Here is a 26,858-nt window from a genome sequence, read left to right as displayed (position 1 = left end):
TCCATCAGAAGGGCCCTAGTGCCAGTCGTACCGATCTGACCGGACTCCACCAGGCGCGTGAGCAACGTGTTATCGAGGTAGCCGGGGACATTCTTGTAACCGAACCGGACCGCGCCCCTAGCCAGCACCGTAGGAGGGGCTCGGGCAGCGGCAGCGGGCAGCGGGCAGGCAGAGCACGCGTCGACGCGACGGACGTGACCGGTCAGATGTTGCCGAGGTCGGAGGAGACCCAGCGCTCCGGGCGGACCGTGATGATGACTGCTTCGCCGTGGTTCGCCTCGGCGAATTCGACGTAGCCGTCGACCTTCTCAGGCGGCAGATAGCGCGAGGCCATCTCGGTCAGATGCGCACTGGTGGCGGGGACCGTGGAGGTCACCGGGCCCTCGACGGACACGTACCGGATGGTCGGCTCGATGCGGTCGACCATGAGCGTGAACCGGCCGGCCTTAGCGATGAGTTCGTGCTTGCGTGAGCCCTTGCCGGTGTGGATCCAGATGTCGCCGCCGGGCGCGTACTGGTACCAGATCGGCACAGTGAGCGGCGCCCTGCCCTCGCCTGCGTCGACGGCCAGGGCCGCGATGTGCGGCTCGGCGAGGAATTGCTCACGCTCTTCGCGGGTGAGGGCCATGGAACTGCTCCTTCGGAGGTGGATGCCACTGCGGTCACGTCTTCAGGCGGTTCGGTCCGGCATCTCGCACAAGGCTCCGGGCGACGGTCCTATTCCGCCGTCGCCGAAGTCCGGACGCTGTCGTGCGTGCGCGCCGGTACTCGCGCATCGAGACCACTTTGACCAACCATCCTGCACGCTCAACACATCCGACGTATGCATCTACGTGTCCGCCGTGCGGGTGCCACCGTCGATAGGGCGGACCGGCGTGCAGGGAAAGATGTCGCAGCAACACGCTTGAGAATTTCTATGTCGATATATCGCGTGAGGCGAGGCCCATTCCGGCTGAGGTGGGCCGTGCGGAAGCGGCCGTGTCGATCCAGGGGCGATCAGTCGGTCTGTCGCGCGTCCTCCGAAAGCAACGGCGTGTACCGATCCCGCCAGGCACACACCACCATGCGAACCGCCAGTCACGGCAGGCGCCGTAGCGGGTGGAGGAGCACAGTGACGCGTCGTCAGGGATGCTGTGTTCGCCCAGCCGGTGATGGAGCGTGTCTCTTCCGGGCTGACCAGGACAACCGTGTCAGAGAGGCCATACCCGGCGCCGAAGTCAAGGACGCGCGGTGCTTGAGGATGCGCCAAGGGGTGACGAGGCGATCCCAGGTCTCGGAGCCGTCGGCAAGCTTCCCGGCCTTGGTCTTCGAGGAGAACGGGCGAACGCATAAGGTATGAAGGCATCCGTGACCGAACCGACCCGGACCGCCGCCCAGCACGCGTTCATCGCCCTCGCACCGCCCGACCATGCGAAGAACGAGCTGGCGCACGCACTGAGCCCGGCCTACGCCGCCCATCCCGGCCTGCGCTGGAACCGCATCGAGGACTGGCACATCACCCTGGCCTTCCTCGGCGAGCTGCCGATACAGGCCGTCCAACGGCTTCGTTCACCCCTCGCCGACCTGGCCGCCGCCCGCCCCCTCTCCAACTGGCACTCCTCGGTGGCGGACACTTCGACGAGCGAGTGCTGTGGAGCGGCATCGAGGGCAATCTCGACCAACTGCACGAGCTGGCCGAAGCAGTACAGGTGCGGCTCAGGGACTGCGGCATCGCCTCCGTCGAACGCCCGCTGCGTCCCCACCTCACGCTGGCCCGCGCCCGCCGCTACGACAGCTCGTCCGTAACGGCGGCGGCCGCCTGCCTCGACGGCTTCACCGGACACCCTTGGCAGACCGAACGCCTCCACCTGGTCGGCAGCACAGTAAAAGGCCACTCGGGCCCGCGACGCTATGAGGACATCGACGCATGGGCCCTCGGCACCGGCCAAAGGCGTCCTGATCCGCAACCGCCACAGGCTGCTGCGCATGAACACCGGGACGGTTCGGGTACCGCGATGCTGCAGGCTCGGCCCCCCGCGCCCTGAAGCCGGTCAGACAGTCAGACAGTCACCCCACCGGTCAGGAAGTCGGGTCATCGCATACTCCTCTCATTGCAGGTGCACGCCCCGTGCAAGCAGCCGCGCATGACAGCCGCTGTCGCCCTGCTCCGGCGAGATCCATTGTGCGGTTGCCCCGGAGGACATGCGCCATTTCGAATACCGGGCCTCGCACGCCGATGCCACAGACCTCGGAACAAGATCCGGACCAGGCGCGGACCAACTCGGCTCAACCGCAGTCGATTCCATCCATAGCCACAGCTCAGAGGCTATGGCGGGCCTGCACCACCAGCAGACGAAGAACCTTCTGGTGTCGTACTCGCCGAAGAAACTGGGCTTCTTCCAGACGCAGAAAAAGGGCGTCCGATCAGGGCAGCTGACGAAATCGAATCCGACCGACCGTGGCAAGAAGGATGACTCCTCGCACGTGCGCGCGGCCCGGCGCAGCCCCCCGTCGCGGCCGCCGCTGCGCCGCGAAGCCGCACAGCTTCGCGGCAGCGCCGTCGGCGTGCGCGGTGCGTGGTGCGCGGTGCGCCGCCGGGCTATCCGTGGCGTCCGGAGGCGAGTGGCGGGTTGCCGGCCGCGCGGACGACCTTGGCGATCCAGGCCATGGCTTCGGGTACGTCGTAGTTGCCGGCGTGCGGCTGGTTCCAGGCGAGTTGGTGGTCGACGTCCTTGACCTGCTTGTCCGCGGCGAGCGCCCGGTCGAGGTTGAGCGAGACGATGAACGAGGTGTCCCGGTCGCGGGTGCCGTTGCGGACGTACCAGTTCGGCGCGGTGTCGGCGCTGGTGCCGATGAAGTCCATCGGGTCGATCAGGTGTACCTGGTCGTCGACGGTGGTGCTCTTCTTGCTGGTGTACTGATCCCAGGTCAGCCCGGTGTCGTCGATGCCGCTGCCGTCACCGGCGACATTGTTGTGGTTCCAGCTGTACTCGGTGTAGTTCATGTACTTCTGGGCCGGCGGGCCGAAGAGGTTGGTCTCGGTGCGGCTGTCGACGTCCCCGTTGACGCCGACGGCGTCGAAGGCGGGGGTCGTCTTGAGCGTGGCCTGTTCGGCGACGAAGGCGAGGTAGTTCGTCATGTCGACGGAGAGCACCCTGTCGGTGGCGCTGTCGACGTCGATCCAGTCGTTGACGTACGACGTGGTGGTGGGCGGGCCTCCTGGCCCGCCTGACTGAATCTCGAAGGTGCCGCCCAGCGGCGGGATCGTGTGGTCGGGATCCGCCTTCAGGTAGGTCTCCGCGGAACGGATGACCTCCCTTCTTATGGCGTCGAGCATGTTCGCGGCGGTGAGCCGGGAGCCGTCGGGGTTGCGAAGACCGAGGCTCCGCTCGTACGCGGGAAACTGGCTCGCGATCGCGGCGGCATCCACGGGCGAGGGGTTCTCGCCGGTGATGTCGCGGGTGGCGAGGACGTTGTACAGCCACTCGTAGGCCGCGTCGGCATTGCCGAGGTCGGTGATCGGACAGTATGCGTTGGCGGCGAAGACGTCGTCGCGCAGGGTGCTTCGGCCCTTCGCGTCGATGCCGGCGGCACCGATGGCGCGAGGTAGAGGTTGTACTCGCCGCTGTTGCCGGAGGCACCGAGGATCGACGCCAGGGCGCCACCGCCGCTGGTGCCGTTGACGACGATCCGCTCGGCGCTGCCGGGCATCGTGGCGTCATTGAGGCGCAGGTAGCGGACGGCGGCCTTGGCATCGGCCACTGCCGCAGGGGCTTTGCCGGTGAACGAGCCGTCGGCGCCTGTCAGTCCGCGGCTTCGGTTGGCGACGTCGGCGAAGACGTACCCGGCTTTCAGCGCAGCGCCGACGTTACTGGTCGAGCTGTTGTAGGAGGTGCCGTTGGTCACGCTCGCCCTGATGTAACTGGCCATCCAGCCGCTGTTGTTCACCGCGAAGTAGATCGGCGTCCGCTGGTTGCCGAAGGCGCTCTCGGGGACGAACACGTTCATGCTCTGGTAGCCGCAGGCGGTGTTGGGGATCGTGGTGCTGCCGCCGCCGGGGCCGCCGGGCTGTTGTGCCGCCGCGGCGACAGGGTTGGCGACGTAACAGATCTCCTTGTACCAGCGTACGTTCATCGGCTGTCCGTCGACGGTGACGGTGATCGTCGTGTAGGCGGCGGAGTCGAAGGCCAGTGCGGCGTCCTGGGGGTCGGCAGCTCGGCCACGGTCCTGCGAGGAGGCTGCCGTGGAGACGGCCACCGCGACGGAGGTCGGCACCCCGAAGGCCGTGATGGCCAAAGAGCCCGCGACGGCCATGCCTCTCAACAGGTGCGTGCGGGTCGCAGGGCGTCCCCGCGTACCAGGGGAGCGGGGGTGTGTCACGTCCGGAGAGGACGCGGAAAGCCGCTGCATGGGGTCTCCCGTCGTCGAGCAGCAAGTGCCTCGCTGATGCCTCGGGCCGAGACCTGACGCAGGCTACAAGATTGTTAACAATCTGCACAGCAATATTGCAGACATTGTCGTCAGGGTTCGTCCCCGCATCGCTGTCGGCCCGGAAGCGAAGTCTTAAGCAGAAATTAGATATGGGCACGAGCACCTGGTTGTCCTCCGATCTTTCGGTCAAGATGCCTGCGACCTGCGGTGATGCGGATTCACCTCAGCAATGCATCTCGGTGACGCCACGTCCCAGCTCCTGCACACCGCGGGCATCTTCGCGGTCGGCTTCTTCATGCGGCCCGTCGGGGGCTGGCTGCTCGGCCGCCTCGGTGACCGCAAAGGCCGCAAGGCCGCGCTCAATGTCACTGTCCTGCTGATGTCGCTCAGCGCCTTCCTCATCGCCGTCGTCCCCACCCACGCCCAGATCGGCTACTGGGCGGCGGCCGTGCTGCTGGCACGGATGCTGCAGGGCATGTCGGTAGGAGGCGAGTACGCGGCCAGCGCGACGTACCTGAGCGAGGCGGCGCCCCCGCACCGGCGTGGCTTCTTCTGCAGTTTCCAGATGGTCTCGATGAAGGTGGGCCAGCTGATCGGGCTGGGCCTGCGAATCCTGCTCCAGCAGACCATGTCGCAGGACACGCTGACCTCCTGGGGCTGGCGCATCCCGTTCATCGTCGGTGCTCTGGGCGCCGCGGTGGTGTTCTATCTGCGCCGCAGCCTGGTCGAGACTGAGGCGTTCGCGGAGGCCGTCGAGGACGCCGGGCAGGAGAAGGACCGCGGCACTCTGCGCGGTCTGTGGGCCTACCGGCGCACCGTGGCGCTCGTCTTCGGGTTCAGCATGGGCGGCACGCTGGCCGACTACACGTACTCGACGTACATGACCAAGTACCTGTCCAACAGCGCCGGGCTGAGCAGGATCGACGCCGCACTCGTCAGCTTCGTCGCGATCCTGTTTGGCTCCGTCTGCTTCAGCTCCGCCTGAGTTGTTTGCGGTTGGCTGTCAGGACTTCGTCGGACAGTCCGGGGTCGGCCTCGGCGACAGCGCGGGAGACCACCAGCGCGCCGACCATCTGACAGAACAGCGCCACTGCCTGTTCGCGGGCTTCTGCCGAAGTCGGTTCGGTGCCGGTTTGGTGCGCGCGATCGAGCATCATCTCGGTGATGGCGCTGAAGTATCCCTCAAGCCCGCGTCGGTACTCGGCCTGAGATGTGGCGCCGTGGCGTCCGGCGTCCACAGCCAGGGCGGCTGAGGCGCAGCCGGTTTCCGGGTGATCGCGGTGGGCGGCCGTCACGTATCCGTCGACCATGTCGTGCAGGGCTGCCCGGGCGGAACGGGGATGCGCCTTGCGGATGGCGGCGAGCGCGTTGAGCGAGTCGGCGAAGCCCTGACGGTAGACCTCGACGGCGAGGTCTTCCTTCGAGGAGAAGTGGTTGTAGAACCCTCCGTGCGTCATCCCGGCGGTCTTCATCAGCTCCTCGATGCCGATCCCGTCGACGCCGTGCAGCCTGAAGCCTTCGCCTGCTGCCTGGACGATCTTTTCGCGGTTGAGCTTCTTCTGCTCCTGAGTGATACGTGGCACCTGGGACACCTCCTCGACAAGACGGCACCGCTGCGTGCGGGCGGAGGTCGACACCTCGATCTCGCCCGTTGCGATGGTACCTGACATCAAAAAGGTGTCCACGCACGCGCTCCGGCTTGACAATCAATAATGATGCTAACCATCATTGCTTTTGATGGTGAACGTCATCGTAGAGGCGGGTCGGGTACGCGGACCGCCTGAACACCTTGAGAGGAAGACGCCGGTGGACTTCGGAACCATTGGGGCGGGCACGATCGGGCAGGGCATCGCCGGCCATCTCGTGACGGCAGGTCATCGCGTCATCCTGAGCAATAGCCGCGGCCCGGACACACTGCGTGACACGGTGGCGCGGCTGGGGCCGTCGGCCACCGCCGGAACAGTCGCCGAGGCAGCCGCGGCCGAGATGGTGTTCCTCGCGGTCAGGTGGCAGGACATCCCCGCCGCGCTGGCCGACGTGGCCGCGTGGGACGGCCGAATCCTGGTCGACACCACCAATCAGATGACCGGCCCGACGCCGAGAGACCATGTCGATCTCGGTTCGGAGACGGGTAGTGAATTCGTCGCCCGGCACGCTCCCGGCGCACGCGTGATCAAGGCGTTCAACACGCTGTTCGCCCAGTACATCGTGCCCGACCCGCGACACGCGGAAGGCCGCCAGCTGCTCTTCCATGCCGGGGACGACGCGGACGCGAAAACAGATTTCTGTGCGCTTGCCGACGAGATCGGCTTCGCACCGGTGGACGCCGGGTCGTTGCGGGAAGGCGGCCGGCTGATGCAGGTCGGCGGCGGCCCGCTCTCGGCCCTGCACGCTCTCAAACAGAACTGAGCGGAGAAGATCATGACCCAGCACGACAGGAGTGCCACGTGAAAGCCCTCGCCTACGAGAAGGCCCACTCGCTCGACGCGTTCGCCATCGAGCTCATCGACACCGCGGAACCACGGCTGCGCGAGGCGGATCTGCTCGTCGGCATCCGCGCTGTGGGAATCAATCCGGGAGAAGCGGCGATCCGGCAGCTGCGCAGCGCCGAACCGGGCGGACGAGTCATCTTGGGGTGGGAGTTCGCCGGGGTGGTGGAAGCCGTGGGACCGGAAGCCACCGGCTTCGCGGTCGGCGACCGCGTCATGGGCACCGGAGACTGGACACGAGACGGCGCCTGGGCGGAGCGGCTCACGGTCGACCATCGGGTGGTGGCGAGGATTCCGGACCAACTGTCCTTCTCCGACGCCGCGTCCTTGCCCATCGGCGGCCTCACGGCCTGGGAGGCGATGTTCCGCGATCACGACGGCTTGGCGGCGGGAATCGACCGGGTGCTGATCGTCGGCGGCGCCGGCGGCGTGGGGACGCTGGCCACACAGCTGCTGAAGAGCAGGACCTCGGCCGTGGTGGCGAGCACGGCCTCGCGTCCCGCATCACGCGAGTGGTGCACGAGGATGGGAGCGGATGTGGTCGTCGACCACACCGGAGACGTACCCGGTCAGCTGCGCGACGCCGGCGTCGACCGGATCGACCTGGTGTTGTCCACGTCGGGGACCATTGGCAATGTCGGCTGGATCGCCGAGATCCTGCGCCCATTCGGTCACCTTGCCGCCGTCGACCTGAACAGTCCCCTCGATCTTGGACCGCTCGCCGGTAAGTCCGTGTCGCTGCACACCGAAACCGTCTTCAGCAGGATCACGGCCGGTGGCGACATCGCCGGCCAGGGCAGAATCCTCGCCGAACTGGCAGCGGATGTCGTCGCGGGCCGGCTGCGTCCCATCGCCACGACGGTGCTCAGCGGCCTGAGTGTGGACACGATGAAAACAGCCCACGAACTGGCCGAGAGCGGGCGGACGATCGGGAAGACCGTGATCAGCGTCTGAGCCCGTACCGCCCGCCGGACAACCCGTTTCATGAAGCGCGAGGCTCGCGAGGTCATGGACGGCGACCCGAGTGGTTACGGCTTGGTGCCGTTCATGATGTTGGCGATCGGTCCGATGAGGAACCATGTGTTGTCGACGCCTTGGCCCTTGATCTGCTGAGGAGCGGTGTCGCCCTTGAAGTAGTACAGCGGGTGGCCTCCGTAGGTGACCTGCTTGGCGCCGTCGGTCCGGGTGATGGTGCCCAGATTGCTCGGCACGGTGTACTTGCCGGTCACGGTCACCGGTTTGGTCGTGGTGAGTGGCGGCCACTTCTTGGCGCACGTGTCATAGCAGTTGGACGTCGTTCCCTTGTCCTTGGTGTTCAGGTACAGCGTGCGTCCAGCCGTGTCGGTGAGCCAGATGCCTGCGCTGCCTTTCGCGGTCTTCAAGACCAACTTCGCACCCGGGCCGGCCGAGTTCGGCGCCGCCGAGGCCGTCGTCGAACTTGAGCCGGCCGAACTCGGTGTCTTCGTCGTCGAGCCGGCGTCCGACGAGTCGCCGGACGAACCACCGCATGCGGCCGCGAGTGTCGCCAAGGTGACGAGGGAAAGGCCGAAGCCAAGGGTTCGCGGTGAAGTCCTACGGAGCATGACCATCCTTGATTGCTGTGCGATTCAGACCGAAATTGCTGTGCGATTCAGACCGACTCGGCGATCTGTATATGTAGCGTTCGATACAACGGTGAATCTAGTGCGCCTCCGCCGTACGAGTCAAGACCGAACATTCTGTCTCGCGAATCGAGGGGGGCGTTCCAGGACGGACAAGGCCGCGTCGCGGCGGTGCTCGTGGCGTCACACGTCGCCCGCGCCGCCCGCGCGGTCGGTCAGGAAACCTGGACGGTGATGGCGTGGTAGCCGGTGGCGCCGTTCGGCACCACATCCTGGACGTCCGGGGTCTGCACCGCGCCGGTGCCGTCGGTCGCGCGCACCTTGACCTTGTGCGAGCCCTTGGACGCGTTCTCCCACTGGTACGACCACTGCCGCCAGGTGTCCGGGGTGTCCGCCGTCGCCAGCGTCGCCTCCCGCCAGGGCCCGGTGTCGATCTGCACTTCCACCGCGGCGAGGCCGCGGTGGTTGGCCCAGGCCGTGCCGGCGAGCACCACGGCCCCGGCCGGTACCTTCGCCCCCTTCGCCGGCACGTCGATCCGGGACGCGGTCTTGACCGGGGCCTGCGGCGAATAGCCACGCGGCGTCCAGTACGCGTCGGAGGACGCGAACGTGGTGAGGTTCAGATCGGTCAGCCACTTGGTGGCCGACACATATCCGTACAGGCCGGGGATCAGCATCCGGCACGGGAAGCCGTTCCTGATCGGCAGCGCCTCACCGTTCATCGCGACCGCCAGCATGGCCTGCCGGCCGTCGAGCACCGCTTCGACCGGCGAGCCGATCGTCATCCCGTCAGCCGAGGTGGACAGGATCATGTCCACCCCGCGGCGGACGCCGGCGCGGCGCAGCAGCGGCGCCAAGGGAGTGCCGAGCCAGCGCGCGTTGCCGACGTACGGTCCGCCCACCGGGTTCGACACGCAGGTCAAGGTCATGTCGTGTTCCTCGAACCGGTAGGAGAGCAGCTCGTCGAAGGTGATCTCGAACGGGCGGTCCACCATGCCGTGGATCTTCAGCTTCCAGTCCCCCGGGTCCACCCGAGGGAGTGTGAGCGCCGTGTCCACCCGGTAGAACTCGGAGTTCGGAGTGATGAACGGATCGAGCCCGCGCACGTTCGGGTGCGCCGAGGCGGGCGGTTCGGGCAGCGCGTTCTCCGGGGTCGGCAGCACCACCTTGGCGCGCGCGCCCGAAACGTCGTAGCGCTTTTTGACCCACACCCTGCCGCCGTATCCGGCCACCAGCGCGCCCGCGGCCGTACCCACCGTGCCCAGTACGAAGCGGCGTCTGTCGCTCGGCTCGGAGACAGGCTCCGATTCCTTCAGTGACAAGAGCGTCAGTTGGCGCAGCACCAACGCCGCGGCGAGTCCGGCGAGCAGCGAGGGAACCAGCCAACCCATGGTCGCACTCGGTCGTGTGACCGCGGCGAGCGCGCCGACCACACCGAACACCGCGGTCACCATGCTCGCGATGGTCAGCCGAGTGCGGGCGAGCACGCCGAGGGCGGCCGCCCCCACCGCCACCGTCACGTAGACACCGGTCAGCAGCACTGTCTTGTCGTTGCTGCCGAAGTTGCGAATCGCGAACTGCTCAAGCCACGTGGGCGTGATGCTGATCGCCCAGTCCCCTGCTGCCACCACCGGCGAAGACGCCTCGCCCGTGGCCACCGCGAGCAGTTGGCCGACCGCCAGCCCCGCGCCGCCGGCCACCAGGCCGACCAGTGCCCCGCGCGCGATCCGCCCGCCGAGAGCGGTCAAGCGCGTCTTCGCTGTGGTGAAACCCGGCTCTTGCTGTGCGTCCTCTCCTCCCGGATCCGCCGCCGACCTGTCTCCGGCCCTCCCCCGGACGCCGCCGGGCTGCTGCTCGCTCATGCGTCCTCCGTGACGGTTGTGACCCGGCCCGGACGACCCGGACGACCCGGACGGGCTGGCCGGGCTGATGCGGAGATGACGACGTCGTACGACGTGACGGTGGTCACGGTGATCCTTTCGGGCTGTGACGATGACGAAGAGGGAAGCGCGATTCGGCAGGAGCTGCCACGCTCGGCTCTGCCTCCGCATGGAGGCGAGCGCGACGAACCGCCGAACGCCGAATGCCGAATGCCGAATGCCGAATGCCGAAGCAAGACTGAACGTTCTATCTCGTTCCAGCATCATGGCTCAGCCCACGCCTGTCAAGAAGGAACGTTCTCCCTAGGAGTTCGCCGATCCCGCCCGAGCGCCCCTCACCTGCAATTACCCACGCGCCACAGTCTCTTCACGGGGCCGCGCCGTCGATGCCCGCACCACGAGTTCGGTGGCGAGTTCGATGTGGTGGGAGCCGACCTTTTCGCCGTTGGCCAGTCGGAGGGCGGTGCGCAGGGCGGCGCCGCCCATCTCCCGTAGGGGCTGGCGCACGGTGGTCAGTGGCGGTGAGGCCATCTGGGCGAGGCTCGTGTCGTCGAAGCCGACCACGCTCAGGTCTTCGGGGACGCGCAGGCCTCGGACGCGGGCGGTCTCGATGACACCGACCGCGATCTCGTCGTTGCCTGCGAAGATCGCCGTCGGGGGCTCTTGCAGGCCCAGCAGCGCCGTGGCGCCGAGCAACCCGGTCTCGTACGTGAATTCTCCGGGCCGGACGTAGACGTCGGGTACCGGCGCTCCTTCCGCCTCCATGGCGGCGCGGTAGCCGTGCATGCGTGCCTGGTTGCATACGGCCATGGTCGGTCCGCCGAGATAGGCGACGCGGCGGTGGCCCAGGGAGAGCAGGTGCTGGGTCGCGGCCAGGCCGCCGGTGAAGTTGGTCGCCCCGACGCTGTTGACCCGGCTGTCCGGCAGGTGCAGCGGGTCCAGAACGACCAACGGCAGCCCGGACCGGGCCAGTTCGTTCAGGTGCGCCGTGGTGTACACGCTGGTGACCGCGATGACGGCGCGGCGCCCGGCCGAGACCAGGTCCCGGGCCCAGTGCGGGGCACTGGACGCCTTGCTGATCACCACCGAGGCCCCCAACTCGGCGGCGGAGTCGACGATGCCTTCCAGGGTCTCGGCCACGTACGACTTGAGGCCGCCCTTGAACTGCACCTCGATGGTCGGGATCTCGACGGCCTCGGTGTGGCGGAACACGGGCGCGAGGTAGTGGTGCTGATGCAGCAGTTCCTGCACCCGGGTACGGGTGTGCGGCGCCACGTCACCGCGACCGTTGACCACTTTGGACACGGTCGCGATGGAGACCCCAGCCGCTTGGGCGATGTCCGCCAAAGTGGTGCGCCTGGCGTTCGGTCGCATCGGTTCCTCTCAGCTGTACGTCCACCAGCGGGGTGAGCCGCCGGTCCGACCGGCAACGCGGGTGCAACCGGTCAACCGTACGGCAACCCGGCACCGGGCTCGTCCGGCGAGGTGCCGCCGAGCCTCTCGGCCTCCACACGTCCGACGATCCAGGGCATCGGCCCGGTCCGGCAACGGCGGCACCGGGTCCTGCCTGCACGGCATGACCTGCGTCGACGACGTGTCAGCCGCGGTCATCGCATCACCCTCGCTCCCAGCCAGCTCATTTCGAAATGTTTCGACGGCTGCCAAAGCCTTTCGAAGGTCGTTCTCGCTCGATATTACGCAGCTGGTTGCAGCTCGACAACGTGCGTGCACGAGCCTTGACACGGCATCAGCCCGAAACCTAATTTGCACGAACAGAGCCCGGAGAAGGCTGTTTCGAAAACCTTTCACCATGACTCACGATGACTCACGAGAAGCCGATGGCTCTCGAGTGCGGAGAAAAACATGGCGCTCTCCCGACGTACCCTCCTAGGCCTGGCCGCCGCCGTGCCGGCCTCTGCGGCACTGGCGGCCTGCGGCTCGTCCGGCCCCGGCAAGAGCAACGGTGGGGCCTCGTACTGGTACCTGAACGGCCAGCCGCAGGAAGGCGTCAGAGCCGGAGCGGTGGACGCGTACAACAAGGCCCACCCCAAAGCGCAGATCGAAGACACCACCTTCGAGAACGACGCGTACAAGACGAAGATCAAGACCGCCATCGGCGCCGGGAAGGCGCCCACCATCATCTGGGGCTGGGGCGGCGGGACGCTGCGCACCTACGCGGAAGCGGGTCAGGTCGAGGACCTCACCTCATGGTTCGACGAGCATGCCGACGTCAAGAAGGGGCTGTTCCCGTCCTCGTTCGGCGCGGCGACCGTCGACGGCAAGATCTACGCGATGCCGGTCGAGGTCGTGCAGCCGATCATCCTCTACTACAACAAGAAGGTCTTCGACAAGGTCGGCGTGAAACCGCCGGAGTCCTGGGACGACATCATGGCGCTGGTGCCCAAGTTCAACGCGAAGGGCATAGCGCCGTTCGCCCTCGGTGGCCAGTCCCGGTGGACGAACATGATGTGGCTGGAGTTCCTGTTCGACCGCATCGGCGGACCCGAGGTGTTCCAGGCCGTCATCGAAGGCGAGAAGAACGCCTGGTCCAACCCGGCCGCCATCGACGCGCTGACCAAGGTGCAGGAGCTGGTCAAGGCCGACGGGTTCATCAAGGGCTTCTCCTCGATCACCGCGGACTCCAACTCCGACCAGGCGCTGCTGTACACCGACAGGGCCGCGATGATGCTGCACGGCGCCTGGTCGTACGGCATCCAGCAGGCCGAGGGCGAGGACTTCGTCTCCAGCGGCTCGCTGGGCTTCATGACCTTCCCGCCCGTGGAAGGCGGCAAGGGCGATCCGAGCAACACCGTCGGCAACCCCGCCCAGTACCTGTCCATCTCCTCGAAGGCCAGCGCCGAGCAGAAGAAGATCGCCAAGGACTTCTTCGCCACCGGCACCCTCCAGGACGACGAGGTGAAGAAGTGGATCGCCAACGGGTCGGTGCCGATCCGGCTGGGCATCGAGAAACTGCTGGCCGATGCCAAGGGCGCTGACTTCCTGCAGTTCACCTACGACGTCGCCAGCAAGGCCAAGGTGTTCGGCCAGTCCTGGGACCAGGCGCTCAGTCCGACGGCCGCCGAGACCCTGCTGGACAACATCGTCAAGTTGTTCCAGATGTCCGTCTCGCCGAAGCAGTTCGCCAGCAATCTGAATGCGGTCATCGGCAAATGAGCTCACTCACCAGCCGTCCGCCGCGGCGCGAACCGCGCAGCATCCTGCCGTGGCTGGCGGTGCCGGCGCTGGTGCTCTTCGTCGGCTTCGCCGTGCTCCCGCTCATCGGTGCCTTCGCACTGAGCTTCACCACGTGGGACGGGATCGGCGCCATCCACCCGTCGGGACTGACCAGTTGGCGTGAGGTGCTCACCGACCCCGGGCTGCCGCACGCCCTCTGGGTGACGTTTCTGGTGATGGCCGTGTCCTGGGCCGTCCAGACGCCGCTGAGTATCCTGCTCGGCACGTTCATGGCGGGCCGCCAGCGCTACCGTGCGGTGCTGGGCGTGGTGTACTTCGTCCCGCTGATGCTCAGTTCCGCGGCGATCGCGATCGCGTACAAGGCGCTCCTCGACCCCAACTTCGGGCTCGGCGCCGGACTGAAGATCGATGCGCTCAGCAAGGACTGGCTGGGGCGGCCCGGGCTCGCGTTCGGGGTCGTCGTCTTCGTCGTCTCCTGGCAGTTTGTCCCGTTCCACTCCCTGATCTACCAGGGTGGTGTCCAGCAGATCCCCAAGTCCCTCTACGAGGCGGCGCAGTTGGACGGGGCCGGACGGATCCGGCAGTTCTTCAGCATCACGCTGCCGCAGCTGAAGTACACCATCATCACCTCGTCCACACTGATGGTGGTCGGGTCGCTGACCTTCTTCGACCTGATCTTCGTGCTGACCGAGGGCGGCCCGGGCGACGCCACCCGGGTCCTCGCACTGGACATGTACAAGCGGGGATTCCAGGCCAGTCTGATGGGCCCTGCCAGCGCCATCGCGGTCATCCTGGTCCTGGTGGGGCTGGCCCTCGCCCTGCTGCTGCGCCGGCTCGGTGGCCGGGACGCCGGCGCGAGCCAACTTGAGGGGGCCTGAACGTGACCACCATGCTGAGCGAGCCGCGACAGCCGGAGAAGACAACCAGCCCGGAGCGGCCACGCCGTTCCCGTCCTGCGACGCGTCGGCGCAACTGGGCCGGCGGCCTGGCCGGCTGGCTCTGGCTCGTCATCGTCGCCGTACCGCTGTACTGGACCCTCATCACCAGCCTCAAGGACCGGAGCCGCTACTACTCGACCAACCCGCTGGTGCCGTCGAGCGACTCGACACTGGAGAACTACCGGCTGGTCATCGAGTCCGACTTCCTTCGCTACCTCATGAACAGCGTCGTGGTCACCGTCGGCGCCGTGGTGCCGGCGGTCCTGTTCTCCTTCATGGCCGCGTACGCGATCGTTCGCGGTTGGCGGATGCGGACCCTTCGCGCGGTGAACGGGCTGTTCCTCATGGGCCTGGCCATCCCGCTGCAGGCGACGGTGATCCCGGTCTACCTGATCATCATCAAGCTGCATCTGTACGACAACCTGCTGGCGCTGATCCTTCCGTCGATCGCCTTCGCCATCCCGCTGTCCGTGCTGGTGCTCTCCAACTTCATCCGTGACGTACCCAAAGAACTGTTCGACTCGATGCGGGTCGACGGCGCCACCGAATGGACGACGCTGTGGCGGCTGGCGGCGCCACTCACCCGGCCGGCCATCCTCACCGTGACCATCTTCAACGCACTGACCATCTGGAACGGATTCCTGCTGCCGCTGGTCCTCACCCAGAGCCCCGACCGCCGGACCCTGCCACTCGCGCTGTGGACCTTCCAGAGCCAGTACGGGGTCAACATCCCTGCCGTTCTCGCCGCCGTCGTCCTCACCACACTGCCCCTCCTGATTCTGTACGCGTTCGGCCGCCGCCAGCTGCTGAGCGGTCTGACCGCCGGATTCAGCCGTTGACCGACGCTGACGCCGACACCGTGGCCGGTGGCCGGGCGAAGCGGATCCGGGCCGGGCCGGAGCCCAGCCGCGATCTGCCCGCCCTGAGTCCTGCTCGTCTGCTCGACTACCTGTTCGCCCGTCGTGCCCCGGCCAAGGGGCTGACGGGCGTCGGAGGAAAGTGAACGCCAACGTGGCTGTAGACCAGACCCCCGGAATCTCCCTCTGGAACGACCCCACCGTCTCCGTCACCGCGCGAGTCGACGCCCTGATCGACGCGATGACCCTTCAGGAGAAGACCGCCCAGCTGTTCGGAGTGTGGGTGGGCGCCTCCGACCAGGGCGGTGAAGTGGCCCCCCATCAGCACGACATGGAAGAGCCCGTCGACCTCGACGCGCTCCTGCCCACCGGCCTCGGCCAGCTGACCCGGCCTTTCGGCACGGTCCCGGTCGACCCCGCCCTGGGTGCATTCTCGCTGGCCCGCACCCAGGCCCGTATCGCCGCCACGAACCGGTTCGGCATCCCCGCTCTCGCGCACGACGAGTGTCTGGCGGGATTCGCCGCCTGGGGGGCGACGGCCTACCCCGTTCCGCTGTCCTGGGGCGCCACCTTCGATCCGGAAACGGTGCGGCGCATGGCCGCCACCATCGGCCGCGACATGCGTTCCGTCGGCGTCCACCAGGGACTCGCGCCCGTCCTGGACGTGGTGCGCGACGCCCGCTGGGGCAGGGTCGAGGAGACCATCGGCGAGGACCCGTACCTCGTCGGCACCATCGGAACGGCATACGTGCAGGGCCTGGAGTCCGCCGGGATCGTCGCCACCCTCAAGCACTTCGTCGGCTACTCGGCCTCACGCGCCGGCCGCAACCTCGCGCCCTCCTCCGTGGGCCCGCGTGAGCGCGCCGACGTTCTGCTGCCTCCCTTCGAGATGGCGATCCGTGAAGGCGGCGCCCGGTCGGTGATGAACGCCTACACCGACACCGACGGCATGCCCTCCGCGGCCGACGAGGATCTGCTCACCGGACTGCTGCGCGACACGTGGGGCTTCGACGGCACGGTCGTCGCCGACTACTTCGCCATCGCCTTCCTCAAGACCCTGCACGGCGTCGCGGCCGACTGGGCCGGCGCCGCCGGCACGGCGCTGCGGGCGGGCATCGACGTCGAACTGCCCAACGTCAAGACATACGGCGCGCCCCTGACCGAGGCCGTCACCGACGGCCGCATACCGGAGGCACTGGTCGATCGCGCCCTGCGCCGCGTACTCACCCAGAAGGCGATGCTCGGCCTGCTCGACCCTGACTGGAACCCCGTGCCGGCCGCGCTCGACGGGGCGGACCCGGACGACCCGGCGGCCCTGCGCGGCCGGATCGACCTGGACGGTCCGGAGAACCGCGCGCTGGCCCGCACCGTCGCCGAGAAGGCGGTCGTGCTGCTGAGCAACGACGGCACCCTGCCGCTCGACAGGCCGCGCCGCATCGCCCTCATCGGTCCCAACGCCGACGAGCCCATCGCCGTACTGGGCTGCTACTCCTTCCCCCAGCACATCGGCGTCCGCCACCCCGGGACCCCGCTCGGCATCGAGCTGCCGACGCTGCGCGACACCCTCACCGCCGAGTTCCCCGACGCCGAGATCACGGTCGCCCGCGGTACCGGGATCGACGACGGAGATCTCTCCGGCATCGGCGAGGCCGCCCAGGTGGCGCGCGAGGCCGACATCGCCCTGGTGGTGCTCGGCGACCGCGCCGGGCTCTTCGGGCGGGGCACCAGCGGCGAGGGATGCGACGTCGAGGCGCTGATGCTGCCCGGCGCGCAGCAGCACCTGCTCGACGCCGTGCTCGACCTGGAGACTCCCGTGGTCACCGTGCTGCTCGCGGGACGGCCGTACGCCCTCGGCCGCGCCGTGGCGGAGTCCGCCGCGATCGTGCAGTCCTTCTTCCCCGGTGAGGAGGGCACGCACGCGATCGCCGGGGTGCTCAGCGGCCGGGTCAATCCCTCCGGTCGTCTCCCGGTCGGTGTGCCGCGCGGTCCTGGCTCCCAGCCGGCCACGTACCTGGGGGCGCGGCTCGCCCACACCAGCTCGGTGTCCAACATCGACCCGACCCCCGCGTACGCCTTCGGTCACGGCCTGTCCTACACGCGGTTCGACTGGACGGACCTGACCGTGGACGTCCAGGAGGCTCCGACGGACGGCGAGTTCTCCCTCGCCTTCACCGTCCGCAACACCGGCGGGCGGTCCGGGACCGAGGTCGTCCAGCTCTATCTGCACGACCCGGTCGCCTCCGTCGTCCAGCCGGTGCAGCGCCTCATCGGCTACACCCGGGTCGAACTGGAGCCGGGCGAGGCCCGACTCATCCGGTTCACGGTCCCGGCCGACCTCGCCTCCTTCACCGGACGCGACGGCCGGCGCGTCGTCGAACCGGGCGAGCTGGAAGTGCGGTTGGCCGCCTCCAGCGCGGATCCGCGCCTGACGGCCAGGGTCACGTTGACCGGAGCCGAGCGCCACGTGGATCACACGCGGCGCCTGCACACCACCGTCGGGCAGGAGCCGGTCGCCCGGGCATGAACCGGGTATGAACCGGGTGTGCGCAGCGCGCGTCGCGGCAGAGCGACGCCGCCGCGCACACGGGACCGCGGGACCGCGAGGCCGCGAGACCGGGCGAACTCGGTGATGGCCGTACGACGAAGACGCGTACGGACGACGCGTACGACGGTCATGGCCGTACGCGTCCTCGTCGTCTCACAGCACGCCGCGCCGGGCGAGGTTGTGCATCAGCGCTCGTACGCCGGACGTCCACGGCGCGGCCTGCTCGCTGGGGACGACGGTGTTGACCAGGGCGCCGAGTCGCGGGCTGGAGATTCGCACGACGTCGCCGTACTCGTGGGTGAAGCCCGCGCCGGGTGCCTGCCGGTCCTCGGTGGGGGCGAAGAGCGTGCCGGTGAACAGCACGAAGCCGTCCGGGTATTGATGGTGCGGACCGTGCGTGGCGGCCACCAGGTCCAGTACGTCGCGGCTGATCTCGCGCATGGAACTGCTGCCGTGCAGTACGTAGCCGTCCGTGCCGTCGATCCGCAGGTCGATGTCGAGCCCGCGTACGGTGTCGAGGTCGAAGCCGTCGTCGAACAGGCGGATGAACGGGCCGATCGCGCAGGAGGCGTTGTTGTCCTTCGCGCGGGACAGCAGCAGGGCGCTGCGTCCCTCGATGTCGCGGAGGTTGACGTCGTTGCCGAGCGTCGCGCCGCGTACCCGGCCGCGCGAGTCCACGACGAGGACGGCCTCGGGCTCGGGGTTGTTCCACACCGAGGCGCCGAGTACGCCGATGTCGGCGCCGGTGCCCACCGCGGACAGTACCGGGGCCTTGGTGAACACTTCCGGGTCCGGTCCGATGCCGACCTCCAGGTACTGCGACCACAGTCCTTCGGCGACGAGCAGTTCCTTGGCCTTGTCCGCCTCCGGTGATCCGGGACGAATGCCGTCGAGTGTGCCGCCCACCACCTGCCCGACGCGGGCCCGCACCCGCGCGGCCTGCGCCGGATCGCCGCCCGTGCGCTCTTCGATGACGCGTTCCAGCAGACTCCGGGCGAAGGTGACGCCCGCTGCCTTGATCACTTGCAGGTCGACGGGGGCGAGCAGATGCGGAACGTCATGGCGGCCGGCCGGTGCGTCGAGCAGTTCGGCCAGGCGCCAGACGTGTCCGCCGTCGGCCTCGCGGACGACTGCCGCCGCGTCGTCGCGTTCCATGAGGTCGGAGACGGTGGGTGCGACGGCCGTCAGGTCGACGACCTGCTCGCCGCGGACCGCGGCCACACACGGTCCGTCCGCTTCCGGGTGGTGGACGCGCGCGACGAGGGCGGCCCGGTCGGCGTCCGCCGGCAGGACGGAGCCGGCGGTGAGGACCGGACGAGGGCGCGCTGCTGCCGATTCCACGATCGATGCTCTCCTGGATGCGAGGGGACACGAGGGGATGCGAGGGGCTTCGAGGGGCTTCGAGGGCGTACGAGAGGGTGCGGGGGCGCGGTCGCCCGGGGGCCGGCGGGCTCAGTGGGAGTCGCGGGGGACCTCGTGTCCACGGCTGCCGCGCAGGAAACCGAAGTCGGCGCCCTGGTCGGCCTGTTCCACGTTCTGGGTGTAGAGCCAGGAGTAGCCGCTGGTGTGCCGCTCGGCCGGGGCCTTCCAGGTCTGCCGGCGTCGGGTGAGCTCGGCGTCGTCCACGTCCAGGCGCAGGCTGCGGTTCGGGACGTCGAGAACGACAGTGTCCCCGTCGTGCACCAGGGCGAGAGGTCCGCCGACGGCGGCCTCGGGCGCCACGTGCAGGACCACTGTCCCGTACCCGGTGCCGCTCATCCGGCCGTCGCAGATGCGCACCATGTCCGTGACGCCGGCCTTCAGCAGCTTGGCGGGCAGCGGGACGTTGGCGACCTCGGGCATGCCGGGGTAGCCCTTGGGGCCGGCGTTGCGGATGACGATGACGGTGTTCTCGTCGATGTCCAGTTCCGGGTCGTCGGCCACCTCGTGGTAGGCCTCCGGGGAGTCGAAGACGCGCGCGGGGCCGCGGTGGGTGAGCAGGTGCGGTGACGCGGCGGACTGCTTGATCACGGCGCCGTCGGGGCACAGGTTGCCGCGCAGGACGGCGATACCGGTGCCGGCCGGCTGGAAGGGGGCGTCGAGGCGGGTGATGACGTCGGAGTCGATGCGTCCGGCGTTCTCGGTGTTTTCGGTGGTCTCGGTGTTTTCGGCGATGGTGCGTCCGGTGACCGTGATCTGTTCGCCGTGCAGCAGCTCGCCGCCGAGCAGCTCGGCCAGGACGGCGGGCAGGCCGCCCGCGTAGCAGAAGTCCTCCATGAGGTACTTGCCGCTCGGCATCAGGTTGACCAGGGTCGGCACCGCGCGGACCAGCTCGTCGAAGTCCTGGAGGTTCAACTCGACGCCGACGCGCCCTGCGATGGCGGTGAGATGGATGAGGGCGTTGGTGGAGCCGCCGATGGCCGCGTTGACCCTGATGGCGTTCTCGAACGCCTCCCGGGTCAGGATCTGCGAGGGGCGCAGCTCTTCCTCCACCATCCCCACGATGCGCTGCCCCGCCGCCTGCGCGATCTCCATCCGCCGGGAGTCGACCGCGGGCCAGGCCGCCGAGCCCGGCAGCTGCATGCCGAGCGCCTCGGCCATGCAGGCCATCGTGGAGGCGGTGCCCATCGTCATGCAGTGCCCGTTGGAACGGGCCATGCACCCTTCCGCGAAGAAGCACTCCTCCTCGGTCATCCGGCCGGTCTTCAGGTCCTCCTCGAACTTCCACACGTGGGTGCCGGATCCCACGTCCTGGCCGCGGTACTTGCCGTTGAGCATCGGCCCGCCGGTGACCATGACGGCGGGCAGGTCGACGCTGGCGGCGCCCATGAGCATGGCGGGGGTCGTCTTGTCACAGCCGGAAAGGAGCACGACGCCGTCGAGCGGATTGGCCCGGATCAGCTCCTCGACCTCCATGGCCATGAGGTTGCGGTACAGCATGGCGGTGGGGCGCATCAGGGTCTCGCCGGTGGCCATGGTGGGAAACGCGAGCGGGAAGCCGCCCGCCTGCCACACGCCGCGCTTGACGGCTTCGGCGACGCGTGTCAGATGGGCGTTGCACGGGGCCAGTTCGGAGGCGCTGGTCGCGATACCGATGACGGGACGCCCGTCGAACACCTCGTTCCCGAATCCCTGGTTGCGCATCCAGGAGCGGTACACCATCCCGCTGCGGCCCTTTGCGCCGAACCATGCCTGGCTGCGGCGGATCGTCTTCTGACCGTCGGTCATGCAGTCACTCCCGTGGCTCTGGCGTCGTCCGCTTCGCGATGGGCGTTGCCGGGTTGGGGGGGATTTCGGGTTGGGGGAATTCGGGGTTGGGGCGTTGTCGGGTGCGGACCCACGGGCCGTACCCTGTGAGGCAATCATTAAATGATTCGATGAATGGCGTCCAGAGGGTGAGCAGAGATCGTGGTGCACTTCCTGACCATGTACCAGCGTGTGGTCGACGAGCTCGGGCGGCGCATCGTGGCTGGCGTGTGGGAGCCGGGTGATCCGTTGCCGGTCGAGAACGCGCTCGCGGCCGAGATCGGCGTCAGCCGAGGGGTGCTGCGGGAAGCGGTCAAGGCACTGGTGGCCAAGGGGATGCTGCACATACGCCCGCGCACCGGCACGCGCGTGCTGCCCCCGGAGCACTGGAACCACCTGGACCGTGACGTGCTGCGCTGGAAACAGGCCGGGGACGCCGCGGCTCTGCTGCGCGACACGGGTGAACTGCGCCGGATCGTCGAGCCCGAGGCGGCCCGGCTCGCCGCCGAGCGGGCGGGCCCCGACGACGTACGAGCCCTGCACGACGCCCTGGCTGCCATGGAGGCCGCGGCGGCGGAACCCGGCCGCAGCGGCTACGTCGAGGCCGACATCGCCTTCCACCGGGCCCTGCTCGACGCCGGCGGCAACCGTCTCCTCGGCTCACTGGGCCGCGCCGTCGACATCGCGCTGGAGCACAGTTTCCTCGTCAGCACCCAGACCCCCGGCGCGGTGGAGGCCTCGCTGCCGGGTCACCGCGCCGTCGTACGGGCCGTCGAGGCCCGCGATCCCGTGGCCGCGGCGGCGGCCGTACTGGCCATCATCGAGGCCGCCGAGCAGGAGATCGCCCAGTCACCGGGGAATGCCGGGCCATGCCGGGTGACTTGACACGGCCGAGACGGGGCCCGGCTGCGACCTGGCACGGCAGTGACCCGGCCCGGCCGCGACCGGGTCACCTGGCGCGATGCGACAGCGCCGGTCGACTCCGCCTCCCGCCCCGCGGCCTTTCGGTCGCGGGGCGGTGTGCGTGGTCAGTGTCCGGCCACGACGCCCGTCAGCTCGTTGGTGCTCTCCGGCAGGGTCACCGAGGTGATCTTCTTGCCGGTCTCCAGGTCGATGGCGTGCAGGGCCTTCTTGCTGGGGTCGGAGACGTAGGCGGTGTCGTCGCGTACGAACAGGGTGGGCCGGGGCTGCTGCCAGTCCAGCGGTTCCTGCCACTTGCCCACGGCCGGGATCTTCTTCTCGATCCTGCCGCTCGCCGGGTCGATCACATGGACCGCACCGTCGGTGCCGAGGACGAGCGCCTCGCCCTGCGGCCCGCGGGCCAGCGAGCGGAAGGAGTAGCTGGTGCCCAAGTCGACCAGGCTCAGTTTCTTCTTCTCGGTGTCGATGAGGGAGACGCGGGTGGGCCGCTCCAACTCGGCCTCGGCGTCGGTCTTGTAGTCACCCAGGAGGATGGGGGAAGCGTCGCTGCCGGCCTGGTTGCCGATGCGGCCGTAGTCGTCGGGTGCGTCGACCTTGGTGAACTTGCCGTCCTGGTAGATCAGGATGCCGTCCTCGCAGCCCACCGCGATGGCCTCGTTCCTGGCGGCCGCCTCGCCGTGCACGCCGGGGCACTTCTCGTAGCGTGCGAGTTCCTGGTTGTTCTTGTCCAGCACCAGTGCGCCGGTCCGCTTCTCCTCGGTGCCCAGGGTGGTGAGGAGTTGGCCGTTGGCCAGTTCGATGGCGACGCCGTGATGTGCCTCGGCGGAGGTGTAGGTGCGTCCTTCCGGCTTCTGGCCCCTGCTCAGGTCGGCGGGGTCGAAGACGTTGACCTCTCCGGTGCCGTCGGTGAAGAGCACCGTCTTGCCCGCGTGCCGCACGACGTGGCCGGGCTTGGCACCCTTGTACTCGATGTCGGTGAGAGCCTGGCCGGTGGCGTCGAGCACGCGGAAGCCGGTGTCGGTGGAGAGGACGACGTGGTCCTCGTCGCCCGCCGGGCTGGCCCGGTTGAAGCCGGACATCTCGATGGTCTTGGCCGGCTTCAGGCTCTCACCGTCCAGGATGTACAGGCCGCCGTCGAAGGTGGCGACCAGCGGGTTCTTGACCTCGGCGGCGGGCTTCGCGGTCGCGGTGCCCTTCGCCTCGGCGTCGGAGGAGGAGTCGTCCTCGCCTCCACAGGCGGTCAGCACCGTGGCCACCGCCAGGGCGAGGGCCGTCCCCGTGAGGGCTCGGCTGCGTATCGACTTGTGCATCGGTGTTCCTTTCCGTGCCGCGCTCGGTGGCGGCAGTGGTGTGCGACGTTGTTCCCGGCCGGATCAGCCAGATCTCGCAGATCTCGCAGATCTGGCCGACTGGCCGACTGGCCGGATCGGCCGGTGTCCGGTGCCGTTCCGGGCTCAGGTGCCCGTGGTGCCGGTGGTGCCGGTAGTGCCGGTGGCGGTCAGGCCGTTCGTCATGGCGGCGGTGTTGGCGCGCATCATCCGCAAGTAGGTGTCGGCCCCCTCGCCCTTCGCGGTCAGCGACTCCGAGTACAGCTCGACGACCTGGACCTTGCCGCCCAGTTCCGTGCGCAGGACCTCGGCGAGCCGGGTCGGCTGGGAGGAGTCGGCGAACACGGTGCGTACGCCCGCCTCCTCCATCGCCACGGTGAGCGAGCGCAGGTCGGAGGAGCTGGGTGAGGCCAGCGTGGTGCCGCTGGGGATGACCGCGCCGATCACCTGGAAGCCGAAGCGGTCGGCGAGGTAGCCGAAGACGTGGTGGTTGGTCACCAGGGCGCGCTTGTCCTCAGGGATGCGGTCGAAGGACTTCTCCATCGAGGTGGCCAGGTTGGTGAGTTCTTCGCCGTAGCGGTCGGCACGGTCGCGTATCGCGCCCTCGTCCACCCCGTCGACGTGCTCGATCACCTGGTCGGCTATCAGGCCGGTGGCCTTGCGCACCCGGTCCGGGTCGGTCCAGAAGTGCGGGTCGGGCTGTCCCTTCTCGTCGGCGGTGTGGAAGGTGAGCGGGTCGGCCGCCTCCCCGGCCGCGAAGGTGGCGACCCCGGACTCGCGAGCGGCGTCCACGTGCCGCAGGACGTTCTCCTCAAGTCCCAGGCCGTTGTAGACCACCAGGTCGGCCCGTTCCAGCTCGGCGGCCTGCACGGCCGACAGACCGAAGGAGTGCGGGTCGGCGTTGGGCTTCATCAGGACCGTGACATCGGCTTCGTCGCCGACGATCTCCCGGGTGATGTCACCGAGGATGTTGGTCGTGACGACGATGCCGGGCCGGTCCTCACCGGTGGTGCAGGCGGAGGCCGCGGTGACTGTGGCGAGGGCGAGCAGGCCCACGATCAGACTACGCAGCCGCGCCGCGCCCACCCGTACATACTGTTTCGCCGCGGTCCGGCTCATCGGCCGGTCTCCGCCATAAGGACCGGCTCGATGTCCAGCCCGAAGGAGCGCGCCACGCGCAGGTCGTCGTTGTAGTCGATCTCGAACACCTTCTTGCCCTCGGGATCGTTGACGTAGGCGCGGCTGCGGTCGACCTCGATCACGGGGTTCCTGCCGTCGGTGCCGCCCCACCCTTCCCCGGTCAGGAGCGGCTTGGTCCGCGCGGTCCGCTTCCCGGTGGCGATGTCGTAGCCGTGCAGCGAGCCGTCGGTTTCCAGGACGAGCAGCGCGGAGCCCTCTCCGGCGGTGTTGGCGGCGACGACGGGCCCGGTGTCCACCCGGGTCCAGGTCCGTTTCGAAACGTCCAGGACCCATACGGCCTCGTCCCCGGCCGGTGCGGTGAGGGTGTCGCTGCCGGGCCGCTGCCGGAAGGAGACGGCCCGTTCCTTCGTCGGTACGTCCTCGCCGTAGGGAATCCTGTCGGCGGTGAAGGCACCGTCCTGCGCACGCACGAGCAGGGCACCGTCGGCGCAGCCCAGGACCACGCCGCGCCGGGTGACGGCGTCTCCGCGCGGCTCCTCGCACTCCACGTCCGGAGAGGCGACGCGCTTGCCCTTACGGTCGAGCACGACAAGCTTCGTGCTGCCGCCTTCTTCGACGAAGGCCAGGAGGTGTTCCTCGTACGGCACGACGGCGCCGGTGTGGACGCCCGCTGGCGTTCCCGAGGACACGATCTTGCCCCTCTCCAGCTTTCTCCGGTCGTACAGGACGGTCTGCCCGTCCTCATCGGTCACCGCGGTCACGACGACGTCGCTGCGCACCTGCGCCTGCCGGCCCGCGGGAAGCTCGCCGACGTCCCGCACTGCCGCGCTGTAGTAGTGGACGTGATCGCCGTGGTCCACCATCCAGGCGCCGCTGTCGAGCACATGTGTGCCACCGGAGGCGTGCAGGTAGCCGAACCTGCCGTCCGTGCCCAGCCGGACGGCGCCTTCGACCCGGGCCGTCTTGTGCACCTTGCCGGTGACGAGGTCGAGAACGCGGCTGTCTCCGCCGACGGGGTCGTTGAGGAGCAGGCGGGACTGCTGTTCGGCGGCCTCCTGCGCCCCCTCGACATACCCGTGCGGAGTGGCGGACGCGGAACTCGCCGCGGATCGTGAGTCGTTGCCGCTCTCCCCCGAACAGCTCGTGAGGAGCGACGCGGTGAGCAACGTGGTGAGCACCAGTGCGGCCGAAGCCCGTGGAGTGACGTTTCTGCGGACGGTCATGACGATCGCCTCAAGCTTCTTTCAGTTGACTTCAGTTGACTTCAGGGGCGGGAGCGAGGGCGGGAACGGGGCCGAGGCGGACACGGGAGCGGTGCGCGCACGGCGGTGCCGTAGACCGGACGCCGCGTGCGAGAGGAAGAACAGGCTCACCGCGAGGGCCGAGACGGTCGCGCCGGCGGCGGTGCCCAGGTGCCAGGACAGCAGCAGCCCGCCGAAGGTGGCAGCGACCCCGAGAAGCGCGGCGAGCACCATGACCCCGCGGACACTGCGCGCCCACGGCAGGGCCGCCGCCGGCGGAGCGATGAGCAGTCCGAGGACCAGCAGTGTTCCCACGATGTGGAACGAGGCGACGATCGCCAAGCCGAGCAGACCGAGCAGCACGGCGTGAGCCAGGCGCGGACGCAGGCCCAGTGTCTTGGCCTTGCGTGCGTCGAACGTCAGGGCCAGGAAGGCGCGATGCCCGAGAACCGACACCATCAGCGCCACGCACAACGCCGCCGCGAGCAGGAAGAGGTCCTGCTGCCGGACGGCGAGGACGTCACCGAACAGGAAGCCGGTCAGGTCCACCGCGAAGGACTGCGAGCGCGACACGATGATCACGCCGAGCGAGAGCATGCCGACGAAGAGCAGCCCGATGCCGGTGTCCTGCGACAGCCTCGGCATACGCCCGAGCACGGTGACCCCTGCCGTCATGACGGCGGCGCTGGCCACCGCGCCCACCNNGGCCAGCGCGACCCCCGGCAGCAGACCGTGGGACATGGCGTCGCCCAGGAAGGCCATCCCCCGCAGAACCACCCAGGTGCCCGCCGGCGCACAGATCACGGACACCAGGACGCCGGCCCACAGGGCTCTTTGCACAAAGGTCACTTCGAACGGGGCCGTCAACCATTCCATGCCGAGGACACTACAATGAAAATCATGTTCATAAAACAGTCCCCCTCGCCCGCCTCACCCGCCTCGCCGCCGAAGCGGCCCGCTCACCTCCGCTTCACCGACTTGTGCGCCGGCTACCCAGGACGCCCCGTTCTCCGGCAACTGAGCGCGGAGATACCGAGGTTGGCGACGACAGCGCTCGTCGGACCGAACGGCAGCGGCAAGTCGACCCT

At 68.6% G+C, this 26,858-nt stretch carries 21 protein-coding genes and 4 pseudogenes; 11 read left to right on the top strand and 14 right to left on the bottom strand.

What is annotated here, in order from left to right:
* Positions 1 to 202: 202 nt before the first annotated feature.
* Positions 203 to 628 (bottom strand): pyridoxamine 5'-phosphate oxidase family protein, encoded by a 426-nt coding sequence (locus AOK01_RS10225; protein ID WP_055510626.1) that lies wholly within the window; start codon positions 626 to 628, stop codon positions 203 to 205.
* Positions 629 to 1,335: 707 nt separating this feature from the next.
* Here AOK01_RS10225 and thpR point away from each other — a divergent pair.
* Positions 1,336 to 1,925 (top strand): annotated as a pseudogene (gene thpR / locus AOK01_RS40930) (RNA 2',3'-cyclic phosphodiesterase); the annotation flags it as partial.
* 653 nt (positions 1,926 to 2,578) lie between these two features.
* On the opposite strand, the gene AOK01_RS43495 reads toward thpR, so the two are convergent.
* Together AOK01_RS43495 and AOK01_RS40920 are read right to left on the bottom strand one after the other, a co-directional pair.
* Positions 2,579 to 3,316: a hypothetical protein gene (locus tag AOK01_RS43495; RefSeq protein WP_055510624.1), complete on the bottom strand. Its 738-nt coding sequence runs from the start codon at positions 3,314 to 3,316 to the stop codon at positions 2,579 to 2,581.
* Positions 3,301 to 4,293, bottom strand: coding sequence for an alpha/beta hydrolase fold domain-containing protein (locus AOK01_RS40920; protein WP_055510623.1), 993 nt, complete (start codon positions 4,291 to 4,293; stop codon positions 3,301 to 3,303). Before AOK01_RS40920 ends, AOK01_RS43495 begins: the two co-directional genes overlap by 16 nt.
* A gap of 355 nt (positions 4,294 to 4,648) precedes the next feature.
* Here AOK01_RS40920 and AOK01_RS10205 point away from each other — a divergent pair.
* Positions 4,649 to 5,380: pseudogene (locus AOK01_RS10205) on the top strand (MFS transporter); the annotation flags it as partial.
* Position 5,381: 1 nt separating this feature from the next.
* On the opposite strand, the gene AOK01_RS10200 reads toward AOK01_RS10205, so the two are convergent.
* Positions 5,382 to 6,080: a TetR/AcrR family transcriptional regulator gene (locus AOK01_RS10200; RefSeq protein WP_245702193.1), complete on the bottom strand. Its 699-nt coding sequence runs from the start codon at positions 6,078 to 6,080 to the stop codon at positions 5,382 to 5,384.
* A 67-nt stretch (positions 6,081 to 6,147) separates the two neighbouring features.
* On the opposite strand from AOK01_RS10200, the gene AOK01_RS10195 reads away from it, so the two are divergent.
* Both AOK01_RS10195 and AOK01_RS10190 read left to right on the top strand, forming a co-directional pair.
* Positions 6,148 to 6,819 carry an NADPH-dependent F420 reductase gene (locus AOK01_RS10195; protein WP_213862076.1) on the top strand — a complete coding sequence of 224 codons (672 nt, stop codon included), beginning with the start codon at positions 6,148 to 6,150 and terminating at the stop codon, positions 6,817 to 6,819.
* 38 nt (positions 6,820 to 6,857) lie between these two features.
* Positions 6,858 to 7,853: an alcohol dehydrogenase catalytic domain-containing protein gene (locus AOK01_RS10190; protein WP_055510620.1), complete on the top strand. Its 996-nt coding sequence runs from the start codon at positions 6,858 to 6,860 to the stop codon at positions 7,851 to 7,853.
* A 74-nt stretch (positions 7,854 to 7,927) separates the two neighbouring features.
* On the opposite strand, the gene AOK01_RS44370 is transcribed toward AOK01_RS10190, so the two are convergent.
* From AOK01_RS44370 to AOK01_RS10175, 3 genes are all read right to left on the bottom strand, one after another.
* Entirely contained in the window at positions 7,928 to 8,281 is a 354-nt protein-coding gene (locus AOK01_RS44370; RefSeq protein WP_198427951.1) for a COG4315 family predicted lipoprotein, read from the bottom strand.
* Positions 8,282 to 8,715: 434 nt separating this feature from the next.
* Positions 8,716 to 10,362, bottom strand: coding sequence for a molybdopterin-dependent oxidoreductase (locus AOK01_RS10180; RefSeq protein WP_079103309.1), 1,647 nt, complete (start codon positions 10,360 to 10,362; stop codon positions 8,716 to 8,718).
* 363 nt (positions 10,363 to 10,725) lie between these two features.
* The gene (locus AOK01_RS10175; RefSeq protein WP_055510618.1) at positions 10,726 to 11,754 is read right to left on the bottom strand and encodes a LacI family DNA-binding transcriptional regulator; all 1,029 of its coding nucleotides are present in this window, start codon (positions 11,752 to 11,754) and stop codon (positions 10,726 to 10,728) included.
* Between the two features lie 489 nt (positions 11,755 to 12,243).
* Here AOK01_RS10175 and AOK01_RS10170 point away from each other — a divergent pair, with 489 nt between their 5' ends.
* The 5 genes from AOK01_RS10170 to AOK01_RS10155 are packed head-to-tail and all read left to right on the top strand — an operon-like array spanning position 12,244 to position 17,894.
* Positions 12,244 to 13,554: an extracellular solute-binding protein gene (locus tag AOK01_RS10170; protein ID WP_055510617.1), complete on the top strand. Its 1,311-nt coding sequence runs from the start codon at positions 12,244 to 12,246 to the stop codon at positions 13,552 to 13,554.
* A complete protein-coding gene (locus AOK01_RS10165; protein WP_055510616.1) occupies positions 13,551 to 14,453 on the top strand; it encodes a carbohydrate ABC transporter permease in 903 nt (300 codons plus the stop codon). Before AOK01_RS10170 ends, AOK01_RS10165 begins: the two co-directional genes overlap by 4 nt.
* Before the next feature lie 11 nt (positions 14,454 to 14,464).
* Positions 14,465 to 15,352 (top strand): carbohydrate ABC transporter permease, encoded by an 888-nt coding sequence (locus AOK01_RS10160; RefSeq protein WP_425424730.1) that lies wholly within the window; start codon positions 14,465 to 14,467, stop codon positions 15,350 to 15,352.
* Positions 15,349 to 15,516 (top strand): hypothetical protein, encoded by a 168-nt coding sequence (locus AOK01_RS43490; protein ID WP_157871253.1) that lies wholly within the window; start codon positions 15,349 to 15,351, stop codon positions 15,514 to 15,516. The genes AOK01_RS10160 and AOK01_RS43490 overlap by 4 nt, the downstream gene beginning before the upstream one ends.
* Positions 15,513 to 17,894, top strand: a complete 2,382-nt coding sequence (locus AOK01_RS10155) for a beta-xylosidase/alpha-l-arabinosidase (RefSeq protein ID WP_055510614.1) — start codon at positions 15,513 to 15,515, stop codon at positions 17,892 to 17,894. Before AOK01_RS43490 ends, AOK01_RS10155 begins: the two co-directional genes overlap by 4 nt.
* 174 nt (positions 17,895 to 18,068) lie before the next feature.
* Here AOK01_RS10155 and AOK01_RS10150 read toward each other — a convergent pair whose 3' ends face one another.
* Positions 18,069 to 19,256, bottom strand: a complete 1,188-nt coding sequence (locus AOK01_RS10150; protein ID WP_055510613.1) for a fumarylacetoacetate hydrolase family protein — start codon at positions 19,254 to 19,256, stop codon at positions 18,069 to 18,071.
* A 111-nt stretch (positions 19,257 to 19,367) separates the two neighbouring features.
* Positions 19,368 to 21,122, bottom strand: coding sequence for an IlvD/Edd family dehydratase (locus AOK01_RS10145; RefSeq protein ID WP_055510612.1), 1,755 nt, complete (start codon positions 21,120 to 21,122; stop codon positions 19,368 to 19,370).
* A gap of 198 nt (positions 21,123 to 21,320) precedes the next feature.
* Between AOK01_RS10145 and AOK01_RS10140 the strand changes: the two genes are divergently transcribed.
* Complete coding sequence (locus AOK01_RS10140; protein WP_055510654.1) at positions 21,321 to 22,025, top strand: FadR/GntR family transcriptional regulator; 705 nt, start codon at positions 21,321 to 21,323, stop codon at positions 22,023 to 22,025.
* A gap of 143 nt (positions 22,026 to 22,168) precedes the next feature.
* Here AOK01_RS10140 and aztD read toward each other — a convergent pair whose 3' ends face one another.
* The 5 genes and pseudogenes from aztD to AOK01_RS44890 all read right to left on the bottom strand — a co-directional run.
* A complete protein-coding gene (gene aztD, locus AOK01_RS10135) occupies positions 22,169 to 23,371 on the bottom strand; it encodes a zinc metallochaperone AztD (RefSeq protein WP_055510611.1) in 1,203 nt (400 codons plus the stop codon).
* A gap of 144 nt (positions 23,372 to 23,515) precedes the next feature.
* The gene (gene aztC, locus AOK01_RS10130; protein WP_055510610.1) at positions 23,516 to 24,508 is read right to left on the bottom strand and encodes a zinc ABC transporter substrate-binding protein AztC; all 993 of its coding nucleotides are present in this window, start codon (positions 24,506 to 24,508) and stop codon (positions 23,516 to 23,518) included.
* On the bottom strand, positions 24,505 to 25,752 hold the full coding sequence (locus tag AOK01_RS10125) for a hypothetical protein (RefSeq protein ID WP_055510609.1): 1,248 nt from the start codon (positions 25,750 to 25,752) through the stop codon (positions 24,505 to 24,507). Before AOK01_RS10125 ends, aztC begins: the two co-directional genes overlap by 4 nt.
* 21 nt (positions 25,753 to 25,773) lie before the next feature.
* Positions 25,774 to 26,473 (bottom strand): annotated as a pseudogene (locus AOK01_RS10120) (iron chelate uptake ABC transporter family permease subunit); the annotation flags it as partial.
* Between the two features lie 2 nt (positions 26,474 to 26,475).
* A partial coding sequence (locus tag AOK01_RS44890; RefSeq protein WP_245702195.1) for a metal ABC transporter permease occupies positions 26,476 to 26,646 on the bottom strand: 171 nt, incomplete at its 3' end.
* Positions 26,647 to 26,661: 15 nt separating this feature from the next.
* Here AOK01_RS44890 and AOK01_RS40915 point away from each other — a divergent pair.
* A pseudogene (locus AOK01_RS40915) lies at positions 26,662 to 26,858 on the top strand (ABC transporter ATP-binding protein); the annotation flags it as partial.

It is taken from the genome of Streptomyces aurantiacus (assembly GCF_001418335.1).
GTDB lineage: Bacteria > Actinomycetota > Actinomycetes > Streptomycetales > Streptomycetaceae > Streptomyces > Streptomyces aurantiacus.
Note: the sequence above shows the minus strand (reverse complement) of the source record. Positions and strands in the feature narration are given on the sequence as shown.

Excerpts from the sequence above, each read along its gene's own strand:
- aztC (WP_055510610.1), bottom strand. The coding sequence starts at position 24,508 with ATGAGCCGGACCGCGGCGAAACAGTATGTACGGGTGGGCGCGGCGCGG.
- AOK01_RS43495 (WP_055510624.1), bottom strand. The coding sequence starts at position 3,316 with ATGCTCGACGCCATAAGAAGGGAGGTCATCCGTTCCGCGGAGACCTAC.
- AOK01_RS10225 (WP_055510626.1), bottom strand. The coding sequence starts at position 628 with ATGGCCCTCACCCGCGAAGAGCGTGAGCAATTCCTCGCCGAGCCGCAC.
- AOK01_RS10200 (WP_245702193.1), bottom strand. The coding sequence starts at position 6,080 with ATGTCAGGTACCATCGCAACGGGCGAGATCGAGGTGTCGACCTCCGCC.
- AOK01_RS10125 (WP_055510609.1), bottom strand. The coding sequence starts at position 25,752 with ATGACCGTCCGCAGAAACGTCACTCCACGGGCTTCGGCCGCACTGGTG.
- AOK01_RS10170 (WP_055510617.1), top strand. The coding sequence starts at position 12,244 with ATGGCGCTCTCCCGACGTACCCTCCTAGGCCTGGCCGCCGCCGTGCCG.
- AOK01_RS10165 (WP_055510616.1), top strand. The coding sequence starts at position 13,551 with ATGAGCTCACTCACCAGCCGTCCGCCGCGGCGCGAACCGCGCAGCATC.
- AOK01_RS40920 (WP_055510623.1), bottom strand. The coding sequence starts at position 4,293 with ATGGCCGTCGCGGGCTCTTTGGCCATCACGGCCTTCGGGGTGCCGACC.
- AOK01_RS10160 (WP_425424730.1), top strand. The coding sequence starts at position 14,465 with ATGCTGAGCGAGCCGCGACAGCCGGAGAAGACAACCAGCCCGGAGCGG.
- AOK01_RS10140 (WP_055510654.1), top strand. The coding sequence starts at position 21,321 with ATGTACCAGCGTGTGGTCGACGAGCTCGGGCGGCGCATCGTGGCTGGC.
- AOK01_RS10180 (WP_079103309.1), bottom strand. The coding sequence starts at position 10,362 with ATGAGCGAGCAGCAGCCCGGCGGCGTCCGGGGGAGGGCCGGAGACAGG.
- aztD (WP_055510611.1), bottom strand. The coding sequence starts at position 23,371 with ATGCACAAGTCGATACGCAGCCGAGCCCTCACGGGGACGGCCCTCGCC.
- AOK01_RS10175 (WP_055510618.1), bottom strand. The coding sequence starts at position 11,754 with ATGCGACCGAACGCCAGGCGCACCACTTTGGCGGACATCGCCCAAGCG.
- AOK01_RS10145 (WP_055510612.1), bottom strand. The coding sequence starts at position 21,122 with ATGACCGACGGTCAGAAGACGATCCGCCGCAGCCAGGCATGGTTCGGC.
- AOK01_RS10195 (WP_213862076.1), top strand. The coding sequence starts at position 6,148 with ATGGTGAACGTCATCGTAGAGGCGGGTCGGGTACGCGGACCGCCTGAA.